Genomic DNA, 19786 nt, shown 5'->3' on the forward strand with positions numbered 1-19786 from the left:
AGGAGGAACGGAACCTGGATAGGAAGGGGGGGGGAACCTCTTGCCATTCGCCGCGACCAATTACAGCGTTTCGCCGTTGTATTTCGCTTACAGGCGCAAGAGCGCCAACTACGAGCATAGGGAGACCTTCCATTCCCACCTCGGCGTGGAGGTTCTGTATATCCATCAAGGCCGAGGCACCATGATCGTCGGCAACCGGAGCTATGATATCCGGCCGGGAATGCTCTGTTTTTTCCAACCTTATCAGCTCCACCATCTGAAGCTCGACTACACCGGCGGCCAAATCTTCGAGCGTTCGCTCGCCGTCTTCGAACCGACGATGTTCGAGGCTTATATGGAGAAGTGGCCCGCTCTTCACGCCTTCTACCAATTTATCGCGAATGGGGAGCTTCCCTTCCCTTGCCTCTACGAAGTCGACGGTCCAGGCATTCTGGACGCCCTGTTCGGAAGCATGGACGAACGGCTGCCGACGCTGTCCGAGACGGAGAAGCAGGAAGAGATCTCTCTGTTCCTGGTCGTCCTGTTCCGCTCCCTGAAGCGGGAATGGGAGAGGGTGCAGAATCATGCCGCCGCTTATCGGCCCCGTCGCCGATACCATCAGGTGGAGAAAATTCTGAGCTGGATCGAAGCCCACTATACGGCTCCGTACCGGCTGGACGAGATGGCCAAGTCCCTTCATTTATCGCCCTACCATTTGTCCCACCTGTTCAAGGAAGCTACCGGGGTGAGTGTCTCCGATTACATCGCCGCCCGCCGGATCCGTCAATCCGTTCTGCTGCTGGCGACGACGAACAAGCCGATCTCGTTCATCGCGGAAGAGATCGGCTTGACGAATGCCTCTTATTTCTGCAAATTATTCAAATCGCGCATGAGGATTACCCCTCACCAGTATCGCAAAAGGTGGACCGCACATTAGAAGAAGCCTAGGCTCGCTTCAGAATCCGGGAGGCGTTCGCCGGCAGCTCCAGGGTCCCCGCGAGCGATTCGCCCGTCTCCGCGTCGGAGTAAGAGGCGGCGCTGGAACCGTCTAACTCCACTCGGGCAGGCGCTCCCGAGAAGTTAAGCAGGAACACGTAGTCGCAGACTCCGTCGGTTCGCAGCTGGGCGGTCACGCCGGCGGGAAGAGCGGCATCGAGGGCGCGGCGCGCGTTCGATTCCCGGACGACAGCTGCGTAGAACGAATCGTAGAAGGCGGGATCGCTGACCCGCGCTGCCAGATAGTACGCGCGTCCCGAACCGAGCCGGTTCACCGTCAGGGCCGGGCGTCCCGCGTAGAAGTCGTCTCCGTAGAAGGCGATCGCCTCGGCCGTCTCGGTATGAATCAGCTCGCAAATCTCGCGAACTTCATAGGTGCCGCCGAAGCCGAGAGGATTGCCTTCTTGCATCGCGAGCGCGTTCTTGTCGTGATCGTGGAGCCCTTCGATCTCTTCGGCCCAGACGCCGACCGTCGTACGGAGCGGCCCCGGGAAGCCTCCCAGATGGCACAGGTCGTTCTCGTCCACGACCCCCGACCAATACGTGACGACCGCGGTGCCGCCGTCCCGTACGAATCTCTCGATTTTGGCGCCCGTCTCTTCCCGCATCAGATAAGCCATCGGCACGACGAGCAGCTTGTAGCCGCCGAATTCGTCGTTCGAGCCGACGATGTCGGTCGGCACCCCGAGCTCCCACAGCGCCCGGTAATGCCGGACGACCGTCTGCTCGTAGCCGATGCCCTTGTTGCGGGGGCCTTGCGCGTCGTTCACGGCCCAGCGGTTGTCCCAATCGAAGAGGATCGCGGCCTCCGCCGGCACGGTCGTGCCGATCAGATCGCTAAGATTCGCCAGCGCGGCGCCGAGCTCCGCGACGTCGCGGAACACCCGCGTATGCTCGTGGCCGACGTGGTCGACGACCGCGCCGTGGAACTTCTCGCTGGAGCCGCGGCTCTTGCGCCACTGGAAATACTGGACGGTGTCGGAGCCGTGCGCGACCGCCTGCAGCGAAGAGAGGCGGTGCATGCCGGGGCGCTTCAGCTTGCTGACCGGCTGCCAGTTCGTCAGGCTGGGCGTGCTCTCCATCAGCATGAACGGCTTCTTCTTGAGCGAGCGGAACAGGTCGTGGTTGAACGAGAACCAGGCGGCGACGTCGGCGTCGGACTCGGCCGAGTGCCAGGTCGGGTAAGCGTCCCACGAGACGACGTCGACCGCTTCGGCGAATCGGCGGTAGTCGAGATCGTAGAACAGGTCCATGAAGTTCGTCGTGCAGGGAAGCTCCGGGCTGACCTTCTTCAGCGGTTCGATCTCGTGGCGGTAGAAGTCGATCGTCTGATCGGTGACGAACCGGCGCCAATCGAGGTTATGGCCGTGGACCGCCGTCTCGCCGTGCGGCGCCGGCGATTCCACCTGCGCCCAATCGGTGTACGTGTGGCTCCAGAACGCCGTCCACCATGCCCGGTTCAGCGCGTCGAGCGAACCGTACTTCGCCTTCAGCCAGCCGCGGAACGCTTCCTGGCAGTAGTCGCAATGGCACTCGCCTCCGTATTCGTTGGAGATGTGCCAGCCGACGACCGCCGGATGGCTGCCGTAGCGCTCGCCCAGCTTGGCGTTCAGGATCGCGACCTTCTCGCGGTAGACCGGGGACGTGTAGCAGTGATTGTGCCGGGCGCCGTGCAGGTTGCGAACCCGGTTCGCCCCGACGCGCAGCACCTCCGGGTACTTCTGCGACATCCACGCCGGACGGGCGCCGCTCGGAGTCGCCAGCCAGGCGTAGATTCCGTTCTCCGCGAACGTATCCAGGATGCGGTCCAGCCAGCCGAACTCGAAGCGGCCTTCCTCCGGCTCCAGCGCCGCCCAAGCGAAGATGCCGACGGACATGACGTTGCAGCCGGCCAGCTTCATGAGGCGGATGTCCTCCTCGATCACCTTCGGATCGTGCAGCCACTGGTCCGGATTGTAGTCGGCTCCGTGCATGAAGACGGGGAGCTTGGCGCTGATCGGCGGGAACTTCTTGGTCATGGGGGATTCTCCTTTGGGGTCGATTGTCGGCGACGATTCGGCTCGTTACGATTCGTCGGATTCGCTCATTCCCTTTGATCATAAGGAACAATCGCTTATACTAATAGAACGAATCCACCAAATAATCGTACGATTCGAATATGGAGGTCGCACCCATGACGATGCCCTTCGTTCTGGCCGAGTTCGCGAATGTCGAGGAGAAGCTGCCGCTCTACGTCTGCTGCGTGGGCAGCCACGAGCAGAAGCGGCTGGACCGGCCGAAGGGGTACCCGGCCCATCAACTTTTTTTGTGCCGAAGCGGAGCCGGGATCTTCCGCTTGCCCGGTCACGAGGACCAGACGCTCGGGGCGGGCATGGCGTTGATCCTCCCCGCCGGAACGCCCCATTTCTACAGCCCTTCCCATCCGCGGGAGGGCTGGGAGCTCGGCTTCGCGGCCTTCGACGGCCAAGCCGCTCCCGCTGTCTTGGAGACCATGCGCCCGTTCGTCCTTCGGGCCTTCTCGGCGGACAACTTCGGCGAATTGTGGCGCCAGCTGGAAGGCTTGTGGCAGCTCGTCGGCTTGGGCGGCGAGGGCGCCTATTGGGAAGCGTCGCGCCGGATGTACGGCCTTGCGCTGGCGGTGCTGGAGGGCCGTGCGGACAGCAAGCGGCCGATGCGCGCGGCTCCCGCGGCTCCGGCCGGGGACGCCGGCAATCCGGCGCTGCGCACCGCCGTCCGCCTGATGCACACCCACTTCCACGAGCGGCTGCTCGTTCCGAACATCGCCCGCGCGGCGGGATACTCGATCCAGCACTTCAACCGGCTGTTCGTCCGCCATTACGGCATGCCGCCGCAGCAATATTTGCTGCAGCTGCGCATGCGCCGCGCGATCCAGCTGTTCGCGGAGAACCCCGGCATCCCGGTCGGGGAGGTCGCCCGGCAGCTCGGGATGGACGTCACGTACTTCATCCGCATGTTCAAGCGAACGTACGGCCGTACGCCCAAGCAGCACGCGAAGGAAGGCCTTGCCGCGCGATCGTGAGGGACGGGCGCGGCCCGCGCCGCCTCGGGCGGCTCTTCGCCCGCATGCAGGAGAAGGCGCGGGAGCTGGAAGCGATGAAGCCGCAGCGCCAGGCCCGGGCCGCGCAAGGATATAAGCGGCTAAGACGTCGCAGACAAGACGCCCCCTGCAGCAGCGCAGGGGGCGTCTTGTCGTCAGAGCGTCGCGACGATCTTGCCTCGGACATGACGCCGAGCCAGCCGGGTCAGCGCGGCGGGAATCTCTTCGAGCCCGATGATCTCGCCGATCATCGGGTCGATCTTGCCCTCCAGCATAAGTCCCATGAATTCGTCGGCCATGCGCGCCACGTCTTCCTCGGCGGCGCGGTCCCCTGAGGAGTGGGCGCCGCCCAGCATCAGCTTGTGAAGCGTGAACGACTTCCAGCTCGGCTGGAAATCCGCGACCGTCTCCGGCGCCCCCGCGATGCAGACGAGTTGGCCGCCGAAGGCAAGCGCCGACAGGTCGGCCTGCGCCGTCGCTCGATTGACGGTATTCAGGATGCAGTCCGCCCCCCGGCCGTTCGTCAGCTCCAGGACGCGAGCCGGCACGTCTTCGGTGTTATAGTCGATCGCGACGTCCGCGCCCAGGCCGCGCACGTAGTCGGAATGGCCGGGCGAGGCGCTCGTTAGAATCCGCGAAGCGCCGAGCGCGCGGGCGAGCTGGATCGCATAGCCCCCGACGCCCCCCGCTCCCGCATGGACGAGGATCGTCTGCCCTTCCTCGAACCTCATTTTGCGAACGAGCGCCTGATAAGCCGTTAATCCCGCGCACGGGAACGCCGCGGCGGCTTCGAAGGACAAGCCTTCCGGAATCGCGGCGGCCATGCGGGCCTTCGCGATCGCGTATTCCGCGAACGCGCCCGGATTCGCGAGATCGCCGTGATAGACGACGCGGTCGCCGGCTCGCCAGCGGGCGACGCCTTCGCCGACCGCATCGACGACCCCGGCGACGTCGAGGCCGGGGACGACCGGATACGTCCAATTCGGATGGCCGCCCGCCGCCACCTTGTAATCCGCCGGATTCAGCGACGCGGCGCGAACCCGGATCCGAATCTCGCCCGGTCCGGGTTCGGGCCGCGGCAGCTCGGCCAGGCGCATAGCGTCCGGAGTTCCCGGACGGTCAAGTACGATCGCTTTCATTTTCTCGATACCCCTCTTCTTCGATTTAGATTGGAAGCCCGCTGGCCAGATGGTTCGCCTTGCCTTGCGAATGCCGATACAGCTCTTCGTAATAACCTCTCTTCGCCAAGAGCTCCGAATGCGTCCCCGCCTCGACGATCTCCCCGTGACGAAGGACGATGATGCGGTCGGCGTCCATGATCGTCGACAGCCGATGCGCGATGACGATCGTCGTGCGGCCTTCGGACGCGACCCGAAGCGCCTCCTGGATCAGTTGCTCCGTGCGGGAATCCAGATTGGCGGTCGCTTCGTCGAGAATCAGAATCTTCGGCTTATAGACCAGGATGCGGGCGAAGGACAGAAGCTGCCTCTCTCCCGCCGACAACCCGCTGCCGCGCTCGGACAGCCTCGTGTCGTAGCCGTCCTTCATCCGCCTCACGAGCGGATCGGCGCCCACCCTCTCGCACGCCCGCACGACCTCCTCGCGGGAGATGGCCGTATCGAACATCCGCACGTTATCGATAATGCTGCCCGCATACAGATAAGGCTCCTGCTGGACGAGCCCGACGATGCGGTGCAGCTCGGCCTGCGGGAGATCCCGGATATCGTGGCCGTCGATGAGAACGCTGCCCCCCTGAACGTCGTAGAATCGGCACAGCAGGCTCATCAGCGAGCTTTTGCCCGCGCCGGTCGTTCCGACGACCCCGAGCCTCTCGCCCGGACGAATATGAAGATCGAGACCGCGAAAAACGGGCGAGCCGCTCCCATACCCGAACTCGATCCGGTTGAAGTCGATGCGTCCTTGGATCGACTCCCTGTCGATAGTCAGAGGCTGCGGACGGTCCGCGATCTCCGGCCGGGTGTCGAGCACTCCCCAGATCCGGTTCAAGCCGACCGTAGCCGACTGGAGCGTGTTCCACTGCTGCGTAATGGCGTTGATCGGCTGGAAAAATTGGCGGATATACGCGATGAACGCGTACAGGACGCCGAATTCGAGAGCGTGGCCGAGCACCGCCTTGCCTCCGATCCACGTGACGAACGCGATGGTGAGGTTGCTGAGCAGGTCGAACGACCGGTTGAACAGCACATTCGTGCGGATCTCGCGAACGTTGGCGCGGAAGTACGCTTCGTTGCGTTCCTCGAACCGCTCGCCCTGCGCCTGCTGCTGTTGGAACGCCTGGATCAGGTTCATGCCCGACAGATTCTCGGCGACGAACGCCACGAGGCGGGACAAGCGCGTTCTCGCCAGTTGATACGTCCGGCGCATGTAGGAACGGAACGAGATCGAGATGCACGCGATGATCGGGAGCAGAATGAGGCAATACGCCCCGAGCGTCGCGTCGAGCCGGAACATCATCGCGAGGATGAAGATCAGCGTAAGCCCGTCGCGCAGCAGCGTAAGGAGCACCTGGTTGAAAAACTGGCTGACGGCCTCGGTGTCGCTCGATACGTGGGTGATGAGACTGCCGCTGGGCGTCTTGTCGAAGTAAGACATGGACAGCTTCGTAATATGCTCGAACAATTGCTTGCGGATCCGGGCCACGATGCTCTGCCCGGCACGCTGCAGCAGGTTGTTCTGAAGATAAGTAAACGATAATTCCGATGCCGACAGCCCGAAGTAGACGAGGCAGATCGCCAGAACACTTCCGAATTCCGCCCGGCCGCCCATCAGATGATCGTCGATGGCGACCTTGACCAGGTACGGCTGGAACAGGTCGGACGCCACGGCGATTATCGTACAGACCGCGACCAGGGCGAAGGTGAACCGATGCGGTCCCGCGTAGCGGCCGAGAATCCGGAAGGCGGACCGGTATTCGGGGTTCCCCTTCTCGCCCAGGTCCGTCTTCGGCCCCGTCAACCTATTGCCAACGATCTGCGGCATGCCGGCTTCCCTCCTCTTGAATCGCATGGAGCTCGGCATACGGTCCCGGCTCCGCGAGCAGCTCCTCGTGCTTCCCGCGCTGCACGATTCTCCCGTCGTCCAGGACGACGATCAAGTCCGCGTGCTTCAACGCGCTGATTCGATGGGCGATGATCACGGTCGTCTTGCCCCGGCGCTCTTCCCGGATCGACTTCACGATCTCGGTCTCGGTCACCGCGTCGACCGCGCTGACGCTGTCGTCCAGGATCAGAAGCGGCGCCTTCTTGATCAGGCCGCGAGCGAGGCTCGTTCGCTGGCGCTGCCCTCCGGACAAGGTCACGCCCCTCTCGCCCAGCTTCGTCTCGAAGCGATCCGGGAACCGGACGATGTTGTCGTAAATCCGCGCCTGCTTCGCGGCCGTCTCGATCTCGTCCTGCCCGGCTTCCCGACGGGCGAAGGCGATGTTCTCGCCGATCGTCGAGCTGAACAGGAATCCGTCCTGCGGGACATAAGCGATCTGGCCCCGCAAGCTGTCCAGCTTCGCCTCGCGAATATCCGTGCCGCCGATCCGAATCGTTCCCGCCGGCGCTTCGTAGGTTCGAAGCAGCAGCTTGACCAGCGTCGTCTTGCCGCTACCCGTGCGCCCGACGATGCCCAGCGTCATCCCCGGCTCGAGAACCAGGTCGATTCCGCTAAGCGAAGGCCGGGTCGCTCCCGGATACGAGAAGGTCAACCCTTGGATACGCACTTCGCTCCGCTCCAGATCGACCGGCACGGCGCCGTCCGCCTCGGCGATGTCGGGCCGCACGGCGATCAATTCGTTGAGCCGCTGCAAGGAAGCCCGCGATCGCTGCAAGGCGTTGATGACGTTGCCGATCTGCTGCAGCGGGTTCATCAGCATCCGGACGTACAGGGTCAGCGCGACGAAGTCGCCTAACGTGATCTCGTCCGTAACGGTCAGGTATCCTCCGAACGCGAGAGCGACGATCAAGGACATCGATCCGAGAAAAGGAATAAGCGCCTGGAACAGCGAGGAGATCTTCACCAGGGAGAGCTGATTGTCGCGGATCCGGTCGACGTCGGCGCCGAACCGCTCCATCATGATCCGCTCGACCGCGAACTTCTTCGTCACCCGGATGCCGCCGAACTGTTCTTCGGCCGACTCCGTCATCGTGCCCAGCGCTTCCTGCACCTGACGGGACCGCGCCCGAACGACCGGACCGATTCGCGTCACGATCCACGGGATAAGCGCCAACGGCCCCAAGGTAGCGGCGACGAGATAGAGCGGAATGCCGCTTAGAACCATCGCGCCCAGACAGGACAGCAACAGCAGGGACGCCATCGACAGCTGGTTGATTCCCATGGAGAGCGATTCCCGGACGCCGGTCACGTCGTTCATGAAGTAGCTCAGCATCTTGCCCACGCCGTTCTTCGAATAATAATGCTCGCTCAGCTCCGAGAAGTGCGCGAACAGCCGCCGGCGGGTCATCGAATCGAACAATCGGCCGACGTACATGACGAGATATTGGCCGTATCCCCCGAAGAGAGCGTAAGCCGCGCCGATCGCCAGCAGAATCAGGCTGTACCGCGCGACATCCGGCCGAGCCAGATCTTCCGCCTGCAGCCGGTCCGTGAAAACGCCCAGCACTCTCGGGAAGAAGGCGTAAACGATGCTGGCGGCGGCATGCAGCGCGATCGAACAGAGATAGATGCGCCAGGTCCGGGCGAAGTAGGGTCGCAGAATGCCGGTCGACTTCAAATCGCGGTGCACCTCCATTCCGCTTAAAGCGGGTGCTCGAATTCCTCGTTCAAGAGTATGTATACATCCGTATACAACATTCTTTTTGTATACAAATGTATACAACGCCTCTTCTCCTGTCAAGCCCTGCCGAGCCTTCATGAAGCGCTTCCAATCATCCGCTTCCCTTATCAGGCTCCCGAACAGGCTCCCGTCTCTCCCTCCTTCGCTCCGAGTTTCCTCCATTTACCTTACCGCTAGCTCCATCATTTCGCAAATGGCGCGAACTTCCGATCTTGCACGCATGAACCGTTATGGCTGCGAAAAATACGACGAAACACCATATCGCTAACAAACTTCTTGGAATGCGGAGACATGGAAACATCGTTCCTACAAAAAAACCGAGGACAGCAGAAGAGATTCCTGCTTTCGCTCGGTTTTCATTCAGACTGCTTTACGCCTCGACGATCGCCACGCCCCAGCGGTCCAGCTCGATCCGCTCGCCGGAGCGGACCGCCCGGTCCGACAGCAGCTCCGTGCCGTCCCCGTGCGGGTAGGCGAAGGCACGCGGCTCGTCCGAATAGTTGAAGTAATAGCGGATCGTCTTGCCCGCTTCGTTCGTCCCCGACTTGACGATGAGCGGGAAGCTCAGTTCCTGGTCTGCGCCCCACAGGCCGGCGGCTTTGACGGCCCGCTCGAGCACCTTGCCCATCACGGCCGCGTTCGGCAGGCAGCCGACGTAGGTCGCCGTGCCCTTGCCGTACCGGTTCTCGGTGATGGCCGCGTAAGCGCCCCAGTGCGGATGGTCGTACCAGGCGAGCACGTCCGCGGTCGCCGGCGTCAGCAGCTCCATCCAGACGCTTACGCCACTCTGCTCTTCCCCGACGCCGAACGGATCGCCCTTCAGCGTCACCGACTTCGGCTCGACGAACTGGTTGTAGCGTACGCCGCACGCTTCCCCGATCAGACCGGGCTGCGCGCCGGCGCGAACCTGGACGTTCTCGTCGGCGAAGCCGCTCTTGAACGTGTAGACGACATGGCCGCCGTTCTCGACGAATCGGTTCAGCCTCGCGAGCAGCTCGTCCGAAGCGGCGTACAGCGCCGGCACCGCGATAAGATCGTACGACTCGAACGAGTCCGAGCCGGGGTGAAGCACGTCGACGCCGACATTCATCTCGTACAGCCGGTCGTACATGAGCCGGACGACGTCGTTGTACCGCACGTTCCCTCCGGGAAGAGGGAACCAATCGAGCGCCGTCAGCGCCTCGTTGCTGACGAGGATGGCGGCGCGGTTCCTTTTCTTCAGATGCACCAGCTTCGGAGACAGCCGGGCGAAGTCGCGGCCGATCGTCTTGGCCTCGTCGTACGTCGGATTGGGGCCCAGATCGTGGCTGAGCAGCCCCTTCCAATACGTCTCGAACGAGTTGTGGATCGAGTGCCAATGCCAATACTCGACCATGTCCGCGCCGGAGGCCAAGTGGCTGAACGCCTGCAGCCGCAGCTGCCCGGGGTACGGCGTCCAATTCGGGAACGCCTGCGCCTGCGTCTCGAGCACGAAGTAGTTCGTCCCCTTAAGCGAACGAGTCGAGTCGCCGCCGAACGAGATCTCCTTGCCGGTCAGCTCGTCCTGGGACGGGTGGTAAATGTCGACGCCCGCGATATCGAGCGCCTTGGCCGCTTCGAAGTGGTCGACGTCGGGCTGCACGCCGAACGAATAGCCTCTCCACTCGAAGTCGAAGTTGTGCGTCACGAACTGGCCCGGCCGCTTGTACTCGTTGACGATGGACGTCTGCCACGCGAGGAATTCGGTGACGAGCCGCCGCTGGAACTTCGCGAACTCGGCGCCCAGGCTGCCGTTGATCGTGCCGACGACGGACGGGAAGTCCTCCCAGCTGTTGATCCGGTTGCTCCAATAAGCGAGCCCGAACGCTTCGTTCAAGCGCTCTACCGTGCCGAACTTCTCCCGGACGTATTTGACGAACCGGAGCTGCACGTTCGGCCCGCTCGTCCGGTAATGCTTCGTCTCGTTGTCGACCTGGTAGCCGATGACGGCGGGATGATCGCAGACGCGCGAGATCAGCTTGCGAATGATTCGCTCCGCGTAGAACAGGTACGTCGGATTCGCGATGTCCATAATCTGCCGCGCCCCGTACCGGCCGGGTCCGTCCGGCGTCTCCGCCAGCACGTCGGGATGCTCCTTGACCATCCAGGTCGGCACCGCGTACGTCGGCGTGCCGACGATGACGCGGATTCCCGCCTCGTGCATGGCGTCCAGCACCCGGTCCACGCTGGAGAAGTCGAACACGCCGTTCTGCGGCTCGTGGGTGCTCCACGTCGATTCCGCGATGCGCACCAGGTTGATGCCGGCTTCCTTCATCATCCGAATGTCTTCGTCCAGCCTCTCGCAAGGCATGTATTCGTCGTAATACGCCACCCCATAGAGCAATTCGTCCATCTTCGTCCATCTCCCCGCGATTACAAGTTGTTCCGATACTGATTCGGAGTCATGCCCATATACTTCTTGAACACTTGGAAAAAGTATTTCTCATCTTGATAGCCGGCGTCGTGCGCGATGTCGGAGATTCGCAGGCTGGGGTCCTCCAGCAGGCGGGACGCGTGCTCGATGCGAATCCGGTGCAGATAGTCGATGAAGCTCGTCTGCATCTGCTGCTTGAACAGATAGCTGATGTAACCCGGCGTGACGAACACCTCGCGGGCGACCGACTCCCGGTTGATGTCCTTGCGGAAGTTGTCCCGCACGTAGGCGAGAACGGCGTCGAACAGCTTGTTGCCGTTCTTCTTGGCGTTCAGGTGCTCGCCGATCCGCAGCGCCGCGTCGGTCAGCGAAGAGACGATATGGTCCAGGCTGGAACGGGCCAGCATCCGGGTAATCTCCGCGAGCTGGCTGCCGAACACCTCCTGGACGTTGACGTTCCTCTCGACGCAGAGCCGGTACAGCGCGAAGTAGAGGGCGATGACCGAATTGACGACGCTGTCCTTGGAGGAGCTCTCCGGCTTCAGCGCCGCGAGGAACGCCTTCAGGCCGCCTTGGATCGCGTCCTCCTCGCCCGCGGCCACCGCCGCAAGCACCGCCTTCTCGTCGGCCAGCGGGTACGAGGTCTGCGAGAAGTCCTCCTCCTCTTCGGCGGCCTCCAGGTAGTCGGCGATCTTCCCGCTGCCGGCGAAGAACCGGGCGTTCAGCGCCTTCGCCGCCTCCAGACGGGACGCCCGCAGATGCTCGATCCCCTTGTCCAGGCTGCCGATGCCGACGGACACGGTGAACTTCAAGTACCGCTCCGCATTGGTCTGAATCTCGCGGGCGTACGGAGCGATCTCCTTGGCGTCCAGCCATTCCTCCGCGTTCAGAATAAGGACCAGATCGTCGTTATATTCGAAGGCGGCGCACCTGCATAGCGGGGCGAACGTCTCTTCCGAGATGTTTTTCAACGCGTACTTGAACAGCTCGATATCGACGTTGCCGTACTTCTGCTGGACGGCGTGGAAGTTGTCGATCTGCACGACCAGCGCCCCGAAGAACGGATGCGGGAACGCGATCCCGTTCAGCTTCAGGTTCGAGAGGAGGCGCTCGTAAGGCGGGCGCTCCGTCAGCGCGAGGCGGCTGAGCGCGCTCTCCTTCAGGAAGGGGAAGCTCTCGCGGAAGCCGTTCCTCAGCTCCTCCAGCCGCTTCTCCTCCGCCTTCTCCTCCCCGATCTCCTCCGTCAGCTTCAGCACCAGATCGAGAATCTCCTGCCTACGGCTCGGCTTGAGGAGGTAATGGCCGGCGCCGGCCGCCATCGCCCGCTGGGCGTACGCGAACTCGTCGTGCCCGCTCATGATGACGCAGCGGGCGGCCGGATACGCCTCCGCGACCCGCTCGATGAGCTCGATGCCGTCCATGACGGGCATCCGGATGTCCGTGAGCACAATGTTGGCCGGATTCGCCGCCATGAGCTCCAGCGCCTCCGCGCCGTCGCGGGCTTCGCCGACGATCTCGATGCCGTGCGCGGCCCAGTCGATCAGCTTGCGGATCCCCGTCCGCGCGCGCTCCTCGTCGTCAACGATCAGCAGCTTGTACATGCTCGTCTCCCTCCTCTCCCTCGAGAACCGCCGGAATGCGGATCTCCACGCGGGTCCCCTTGTCCGGCTCGCTGGCGTAGACCAGCCGGTAAGCGTCCTTGTAATAATGCCGCAGCCGCTCGTTCACGTTGCGGATCGCGTAGCCGCCCGTCTCCCGGGCCAAGTGGACGTCGCTCTCGGGAGGCGGCTCCGTCAGCCGGGCGAGCTCCTCCGGGCTCATCCCGGTTCCGTCGTCTTCGATGACGAAGACGAGATCGCCCTCCTCTTTGCGCCCCGAGATGCTCATCCGGCCGCCGCCGCGCTTGCGCTCGATTCCGTGGACGATGGCGTTCTCGACGAACGGCTGCAGGATCAGCTTCAGCATGACGTAATCGTCGAGCTCGCGCGGAATGTCGATCCGATAGTCGAGGATGTCCCGGAACCGCATCTTCTGCAGCGACAAGTACAGCTCGAGCAGCTCCCTCTCCTTGGCGACGCTCGTGAAGCTCTTGCCCCGGTTCAGGCTCAGGCGGAACAGGCGCGACAGGTTGACGATCATCTCGCTGATCCGGTCCTGCCCCGCCTCCTCGGCCTCCCAGAAAATCGTGTCGAGCATGTTGTACAGGAAGTGGGGATTGATCTGCGCCTGGAGCGCCTTCAGCTCCGCCTCCTGCTCCCTCAGCCGCAGGACGTAGACGTCGTCGACCAGCTTCTTGATGTTGGCCACCATGTTGTTGTAGCCCTGGCTCAGGTACCCGATCTCGTCCCCGTACTTGATCTCCACCTTCTCGTCGAACTGGCCGTTCTGGAAGCGGCGCATCGAGAGCAGCAGGTTCTTGATCGGCGCGGTCAGGAACGAGGTGAGCAGCAGCATGACCGGGATGCTCATGAGCAGCCAGATCGAGATGGCGAGAATGACGAACAGCTTGATCGAATTCAATTCCTTCGTCAGCATGCCGACCGGGACCGCGTACAGGTACTCCCAGCCGTTGTCTCCCTTGCTGTAGGTCAGCAGCAGCTTCTCCCCTCCGACGCCGATGACCTTCGAGCCGGACGCCTCGGCGCGGAAGTCCGTCCAGCCGCCCGCTTCCTGGTCGTAGAAGAGCTTGCCTGCTTGAAGCAAGGGAGCGCCTGCGGAGTCGAGAATGACGATTCCGTAATCTTTGTCGTACAGGTTCTTCAGATACCGGTCCTTGATCGTGTCGAGGTTGACCCCTACGAAAATAAAGCCGATCACGCCGCCGTTGTTCATGTCCTTGACGACGCGGGTCATGCCGATCTTGTCCTTCCGGTTGTTCTGGATGAACACGTTGTTGTCCTGCGTCAGCGGGAACCAGTACGGAGCGCCGCGCAGCTCCGCCGTCCGCTCGTAGATCGGGCTCCGCGCGATGCTCTCCATCGGGCTCGGCCCGCTGCTGTCGTCGGTCGCCATCTGGAAGATCGGCTGGCCCGTCTTGCCGTACAGCGCGACGTAGTCGAAGTTGCCGGTCAGCAGCATCTGGTTCATGAGCGAGCTGGTCGAGCCGGAATAGAGCAGCGGATCGATCGGCTCCGCCGGGCGCTCGGTCTGCCGCAGCGTCTTCTGGATGAACGGGTCCATCGTGAACACTGTCACCCAATCCGACATGGAGCGCTGCATCGAGATCATATTGTTCTCCACCACCCGCATGACGCCGAGATTGGTGGAGCTGACCTTGTTCACGATCTGCGCGCGCGACGTCTGGAACGCATAATAGCCGAACGCGACGGAGAAGATCGTCATGAGCAGCGCGAAAAGAATGATGATTTTCACCTTAAGACTAAGGTTCAGGTAAGCGCGAAGGATGGCGATCACGAGCCTTTGCGATGACGTTTGTAGTTATTCTAGTCTTCCCCGGCCGCGATCACAATGCATTCGGCCAAGGATTCGACAATCTTGAACCTTCCCCTCTTTTTCTCTACTGCCCGTTCCGGGTCCGGCTTGCTATGATGGCGAAGGAACCTAGCAAGGCAATCGAAGATCAGAAGATCAGGGGGATATCCATATGACCAAGCAATCCCGATTGGCAAGAGCGACTCTTCTCACCGCGGCGATCGCGACCGTCGCCGCCCTGTCCGCTTGCGGCGGATCGAACGACGGCAACTCGGCCGCGAACGGCGGCGGAGGCGGCGGAGAGGGCAAGGTGACGCTGAGACTGTTCTCCAACCTGCCGGATCGCAAGTCGGGCCAAGGCCTGGCCGAGCAGACCGTCATCGACAACTACGTTAAAGAAAACCCGAACGTGAAGATCGACGTCGAGACGCTGGCCGAGGAGCCGTTCAAGAACAAGCTCAAAGCCTACATGTCCTCCAACGAGCCGATCGACATCACGATGGTGCACGGCGGCGCCGAGCTGAACACGCTCGTTCAGGCCGGCTACGTGAAGGAGCTCGATCCGAAGCAATACGAAGGCGAGCAATACAACTTCCTGCCGGGCGTCTACAAGTCGTTCACCTTCGACGGCAAGCTGTACGGCCTGCCCCGCAACAGCGACTACGAAGTGATCTACTATAACAAGAAGCTGTTCGAAGACAACGGCGTGAAGGTGCCGACGACGTTCGCCGAGCTGCTGGACGCGGCCAAGGCGTTCCGCGACAAAGGCATCGCGCCGATGTCCATCAACGGCAAGGATCTGTGGAGCTTCGGCGAGATGTTCCAGAACGTCGTCCAGCGCTACAGCGGCGACCAGAACCTGATCCTCGACGCCGTCGACAAGAAGAAGAAGTTCACGGAGGACGAGAACTTCCTGAAGGCCGCACAATTCCTGCAGCAGGTTCGCGACGCGAAGATGTTCCAGGATTCGTTCATGACGGCCGACTACGGCGCTTCCCAGAACCTGTTCACGCAGGGCAAGGCGGCGATGTGGTACATGGGCTCCTGGGAAGCCGGCATGGCGACGAACGAGAGCCTTCCGGAGGAATTCCGCCAGAACCTGGGCGTCGTCCAATTCCCGATCGCCGAAGACGGCAAGGGCAAGATCGACGACCTGCTCGCTTGGAACGGCGGCGGCTACGCGCTCGTGAGCAGCTCGAAGCATCCGGAGGAAGCGAAGAAGTTCTTCGACTACCTGATGAGCGCGAACCAATGGGCCAAGACGGCGTGGGATACGGGCGCGGCGGTGCCGGCTCAGAAGTACGAGCTGACCGGCAAGGAGAGCGAAGTGCAGAAGAAGCTGACGGACATCCTGGTCAACGCCTCGTCGACGGCCGGCGCTTCCTTCATCGACTACGGCACGCCGAAGTACAAGGACGACACGCAGAACGCGTTCGGCAAGTTCTTCTCGAGCAGCGCGAAGCCGGAGCAGCTGCTGGCGGACCTCCAGGCCGCGGCGGATACCCAATAACGGGCCGCGAGCCGTACGACCAGTCGCAAATAACAGTATAGAAGGAACGGATAAGGACAGGTCGCTCCTGTCTTTATCCCTTTCTAGAGGATGGAGCGGATAACCATGCATCGAGTGTTCCAAAACAAAACGGCGATCTTCCTGTTCGTCTTCCCGGGCATGCTGCTGTTCGCGCTGACGTTCCTGGCCCCGATCGTCCTGAGCGGGTACTACTCGTTCACCGAGACGGTCGGCCCCGGAACGAAGGTGACGATGGTCGGCTGGGAGAACTACGCGAACCTGCTCTTCCACGATCCGAAGTTCTGGCTCGCGCTGCGCAACGCCGTCCTGCTCGGGATCGGGTTCATCGTCATCCAGCACCCGATCTGCATCTTCTTCGCGGTTCTGCTCGACCGCATCGGCGGCAAGGCGGAGAAGGTGTTTCGCACGATTTTCTTCATACCCTGCGTCATCTCCGTCGTCGTCATCTCGAAAATGTGGCTGTCCTTGCTCGACCCGACGTTCGGTCTGCTGAACAAAGTGCTGGACGTCCTCGGGCTGGACATGCTCAAGCACGCTTGGCTCGGCGAGAGCAGCACGGCTCTCGGCTCCATGCTGTTCATCCTGATCTGGGCCGGCTTCGGCTGGGGCCTTCTGTTCTACTACGCCGGAGTGAAGGGCATTCCGGAGGATCTGTACGAAGCCGCGTCGCTCGACGGCGCGTCCGGCTTGAAGCTACACCTGCGCATTACGGTCCCGCTGCTGTCGCCGGTTATCGCGGTGCAGGTCACGCTGGCCATGATCACGGCGCTGAAGCAGATGGAGACGGTGTTCCTGACGACCAACGGCGGTCCGGGCGACTCCACGCAATTCCTCGCCGTCTACCTGTACAACAAGGCGTTCTCGGCCAGCCAATACGGCTACGCCAACGCCATCTCGATTCTGTTCGTCATCGTCTGTCTGATCGCGACTTATCTGAGCAACCGGTTCATCCGCAGCGATGCGACCGAGTATTAAGGAGGGCGGCATCATGAGAACCAAAGGCAAAACGGGTATCTGGATCTTCTTCCTGATCGTCGCCTTCCTCCAGCTGTTCCCGCTGGTATGGCTGGTCGACTTCTCGTTCAATACGAGCGCCGATTTCTATTCCGACAGCATTCTCAAGTGGCCCTCCTCGCCCCAGTGGCAGAACTACGTGAACGCGTGGGTGGATGGGAAATTTATGAAATATTTCTTCAACAGCCTGTTCGTGTCCGCGGTCACCATCGTCTTGACCGTCGTGCTGTCGCTGACGCTCGCGTACGCGTTCACCCGCATGCAGTGGAAGCTGCGGCCGCTGTTCTACTCCATTATTCTGCTGGGCATCATGATTCCGATTCACGCGACGCTGCTGCCGAACTTCGCCATCTTCAAGGAGCTCGGCCTGACCAACTCGTATCTCGGCCTCATTCTGCCGTACACGGCCGTGTCCGTGCCGCTCGGCACCTTCATGCTGACCGGGTTCCTGAAGGGCATCCCGAAGGCGATGGAAGAGTCCGCCTTGATGGACGGCTGCAGCATCTACCGGATCGTGTTCCAGATCATCGCTCCGCTTCTCATGCCCGCGCTCGTCACCGTCATCGTCACGACGTTCCTGAACTGCTGGAACGAATTCATCATGGCGTCGACGTTCCTGAGCAAGGACGCGCTGAAGACGCTGCCGTTCTCCGTCATGAACTTCGCCGGCCAGTATTCCTCCGACTACGGCTCGCAGTTCGCCGTCATGGTGCTGACGTCCATCCCGGCGATCGTCATCTACGCGCTGTTCAACGAGCAGATCACGAAGGGCGTTACCGCCGGCGCGGTCAAAGGGTGAGGACACCCCTTCGCCTTAACGATAGCATCCGTCCGAACGAGAGGAGTCATGCCGCTTGATCCGCAATCCGATTCTGAGAGGCTTCAACCCCGATCCTTCCATCCTGCGGGTCGGAGACGATTATTACATCGCGACCTCGACCTTCGAATGGTACCCGGGCGTCCAGATTCACCATTCCAAGGATCTCGTCCATTGGCGCGTCGCCGGCTACGCGCTCGACCGGGAGTCGCAGCTCGACCTGCGCGGCATCGAGGCGTCCGGCGGCGTCTGGGCTCCGTGCCTGAGCTACGACGAGAAGAACAAGCTGTTCTACCTCGTGTACACGATCATGCGCAGCACGAACGGCAACTGCTTCGATCTCGACAACTACGTCGTCACGTCCGAGTCGATCGACGGCCCTTGGTCGGAACGGACTTACCTGAACAGCTCCGGCTTCGATCCGTCCCTGTTCCACGACGACGACGGGCGCAAGTGGCTCGTCAATCTGGAGTGGGACTTCCGGCTCGGCTACGAGCATCCCGGCTCTATCGTCATCCAGGAATACGATCCGCAGGCGGGAGAACTCGTCGGATCGCCGCGGAGCATCTTCCGGGGCGCGACCGACATGGGCTGCCTGGAGGCGCCTCATCTTTATAAGCGGGACGGCTATTACTACATGATGGCGGCCGAAGGCGGCACCGGCTTCGGACACGCCGTCACGATGGCCCGCTCCCGCAGCCTGTTCGGACCGTACGAGTCCGATCCCCGCAACCCGATCATCACCTCGGCGAAGGAGATCAACCTGAACCGGCGGGGCGTCGACGATTACCTGAAGCCGTACCAGTACAACCCCGATTCGATTCTGCAGAAAAGCGGGCACGGCTCGCTGGTGGAGACCCGCACCGGCGAATGGTACATCGCTCATCTGTGCGCTCGGCCTCTCGCGTCCAACGGCCGGAGCATGCTGGGCCGCGAGACGGCGATCCAGCGCTGCGAATGGACCGAGGACGGCTGGATCCGGCTCGCTTCGGGAGGCCAGCGCGCGGAGCTGACGGTTCGGCCTCCGGCGATCGAGCCGTTCCCCTTCGAGCGGGAGCCGGTTCGCGAGGACTTCGACGGCGGCGAGTGGAACGTCCACCTCAACTCGCTGCGCGTGCCGCTGGACGAGTCGTGGGCCTCGCTTGGCGCCCGGCCGGGGTATCTGCGCTTAAGGGGACGCGAGTCCCTGTTCTCGCTGCACGAGCAAAGCCTCGTGGCGCGCCGCCTTCAGTCCGTTCGCGCGGTCGCCGAGACGTGCGTGGAGTTCGAGCCGGACAACTTCCACGAGATGGCCGGGTTGACGCTTTTCTACGACCAGAATATGTTCTACTACTTGCGCATCTATTACAGCGAGAGCTTGGGGAGCAAGTGCGTCGGCATCCTGTACGCGGATAACGGCCGGAAGGTGGAGCTGCGGGAATCCCGGCTGCCCGTCGGGGGCTGGGAACGGGTGTATCTTCGGGCCGTCGTCGACGGCGAGAGCCTGACGTTCTTCGCCTCCCCGGACGGCGTCGACTGGTCGCAGGTCGGCCCGGTGCTGGATGGCAGCAAGTGCTCGGACGAGTATTCGACGTCCGGACACTTCACCGGCGCGTTCGTCGGCGTCTGCTGCCAGGATTCGTACCGGAAGCGGAAGTGCGCGGACTTCGATTATTTCGAGTATCGGGAGTTGGATCTCGAAGAGTAAAGGAACGGCGTATGGCTCTATTCCGAACGGGGCTGGTCCCGGAATCGTCGGCTGCGAGCTCTAAACATTCCTGTATAGG

The 19786-nt window shown here is 62.3% G+C and carries 13 protein-coding genes; 6 read left to right on the forward strand and 7 right to left on the reverse strand.

The features are described 5' to 3' along the window. Positions 1-40: 40 nt before the first annotated feature. A complete protein-coding gene (locus H7B90_RS19250; protein WP_185137517.1) occupies positions 41-916 on the forward strand; it encodes an AraC family transcriptional regulator in 876 nt (291 codons plus the stop codon). 7 nt (positions 917-923) lie between these two features. Here H7B90_RS19250 and H7B90_RS19255 read toward each other — a convergent pair whose 3' ends face one another. Continuing rightward, entirely contained in the window at positions 924-2993 is a 2070-nt protein-coding gene (locus H7B90_RS19255; RefSeq protein WP_185137518.1) for a beta-galactosidase, read from the reverse strand. Positions 2994-3148: 155 nt separating this feature from the next. Between H7B90_RS19255 and H7B90_RS19260 the strand changes: the two genes are divergently transcribed. Then, positions 3149-4015, forward strand: a complete 867-nt coding sequence (locus tag H7B90_RS19260) for an AraC family transcriptional regulator (RefSeq protein ID WP_246578803.1) — start codon at positions 3149-3151, stop codon at positions 4013-4015. A 173-nt stretch (positions 4016-4188) separates the two neighbouring features. Here the strand turns inward: H7B90_RS19260 and H7B90_RS19265 are convergent, their stop codons facing one another. From H7B90_RS19265 to H7B90_RS19290, 6 genes are all read right to left on the reverse strand, one after another. Continuing rightward, positions 4189-5172, reverse strand: a complete 984-nt coding sequence (locus tag H7B90_RS19265) for a zinc-binding dehydrogenase (protein ID WP_185137519.1) — start codon at positions 5170-5172, stop codon at positions 4189-4191. A 25-nt stretch (positions 5173-5197) separates the two neighbouring features. After that, a complete protein-coding gene (locus tag H7B90_RS19270; protein ID WP_185137520.1) occupies positions 5198-7033 on the reverse strand; it encodes an ABC transporter ATP-binding protein in 1836 nt (611 codons plus the stop codon). Then, positions 7011-8771 carry an ABC transporter ATP-binding protein gene (locus tag H7B90_RS19275; protein ID WP_260411119.1) on the reverse strand — a complete coding sequence of 587 codons (1761 nt, stop codon included), beginning with the start codon at positions 8769-8771 and terminating at the stop codon, positions 7011-7013. The genes H7B90_RS19270 and H7B90_RS19275 overlap by 23 nt, the downstream gene beginning before the upstream one ends. Positions 8772-9204: 433 nt before the next feature. Further along, positions 9205-11205: a beta-galactosidase gene (locus H7B90_RS19280; protein ID WP_185137522.1), complete on the reverse strand. Its 2001-nt coding sequence runs from the start codon at positions 11203-11205 to the stop codon at positions 9205-9207. Positions 11206-11225: 20 nt separating this feature from the next. After that, the gene (locus tag H7B90_RS19285) at positions 11226-12827 is read right to left on the reverse strand and encodes a response regulator (protein ID WP_185137523.1); all 1602 of its coding nucleotides are present in this window, start codon (positions 12825-12827) and stop codon (positions 11226-11228) included. Further along, on the reverse strand, positions 12805-14640 hold the full coding sequence (locus tag H7B90_RS19290; RefSeq protein WP_185137524.1) for a cache domain-containing sensor histidine kinase: 1836 nt from the start codon (positions 14638-14640) through the stop codon (positions 12805-12807). Before H7B90_RS19290 ends, H7B90_RS19285 begins: the two co-directional genes overlap by 23 nt. Positions 14641-14830: 190 nt before the next feature. Between H7B90_RS19290 and H7B90_RS19295 the strand changes: the two genes are divergently transcribed. The 4 genes from H7B90_RS19295 (at position 14831) to H7B90_RS19310 (ending at position 19707) form a co-directional block, all read left to right on the forward strand. Then, on the forward strand, positions 14831-16168 hold the full coding sequence (locus H7B90_RS19295) for an ABC transporter substrate-binding protein (RefSeq protein WP_185137525.1): 1338 nt from the start codon (positions 14831-14833) through the stop codon (positions 16166-16168). 105 nt (positions 16169-16273) lie between these two features. Further along, complete coding sequence (locus tag H7B90_RS19300; protein ID WP_185137526.1) at positions 16274-17164, forward strand: carbohydrate ABC transporter permease; 891 nt, start codon at positions 16274-16276, stop codon at positions 17162-17164. Between the two features lie 13 nt (positions 17165-17177). Continuing rightward, positions 17178-18002 (forward strand): carbohydrate ABC transporter permease, encoded by an 825-nt coding sequence (locus H7B90_RS19305; RefSeq protein ID WP_185137527.1) that lies wholly within the window; start codon positions 17178-17180, stop codon positions 18000-18002. Between the two features lie 55 nt (positions 18003-18057). Then, positions 18058-19707, forward strand: coding sequence for a glycoside hydrolase family 43 protein (locus H7B90_RS19310; RefSeq protein ID WP_185137528.1), 1650 nt, complete (start codon positions 18058-18060; stop codon positions 19705-19707). Positions 19708-19786 lie beyond the last annotated feature (79 nt).

Source organism: Cohnella xylanilytica, assembly GCF_014212175.1.
GTDB classification, from domain to species: domain Bacteria; phylum Bacillota; class Bacilli; order Paenibacillales; family Paenibacillaceae; genus Cohnella; species Cohnella xylanilytica.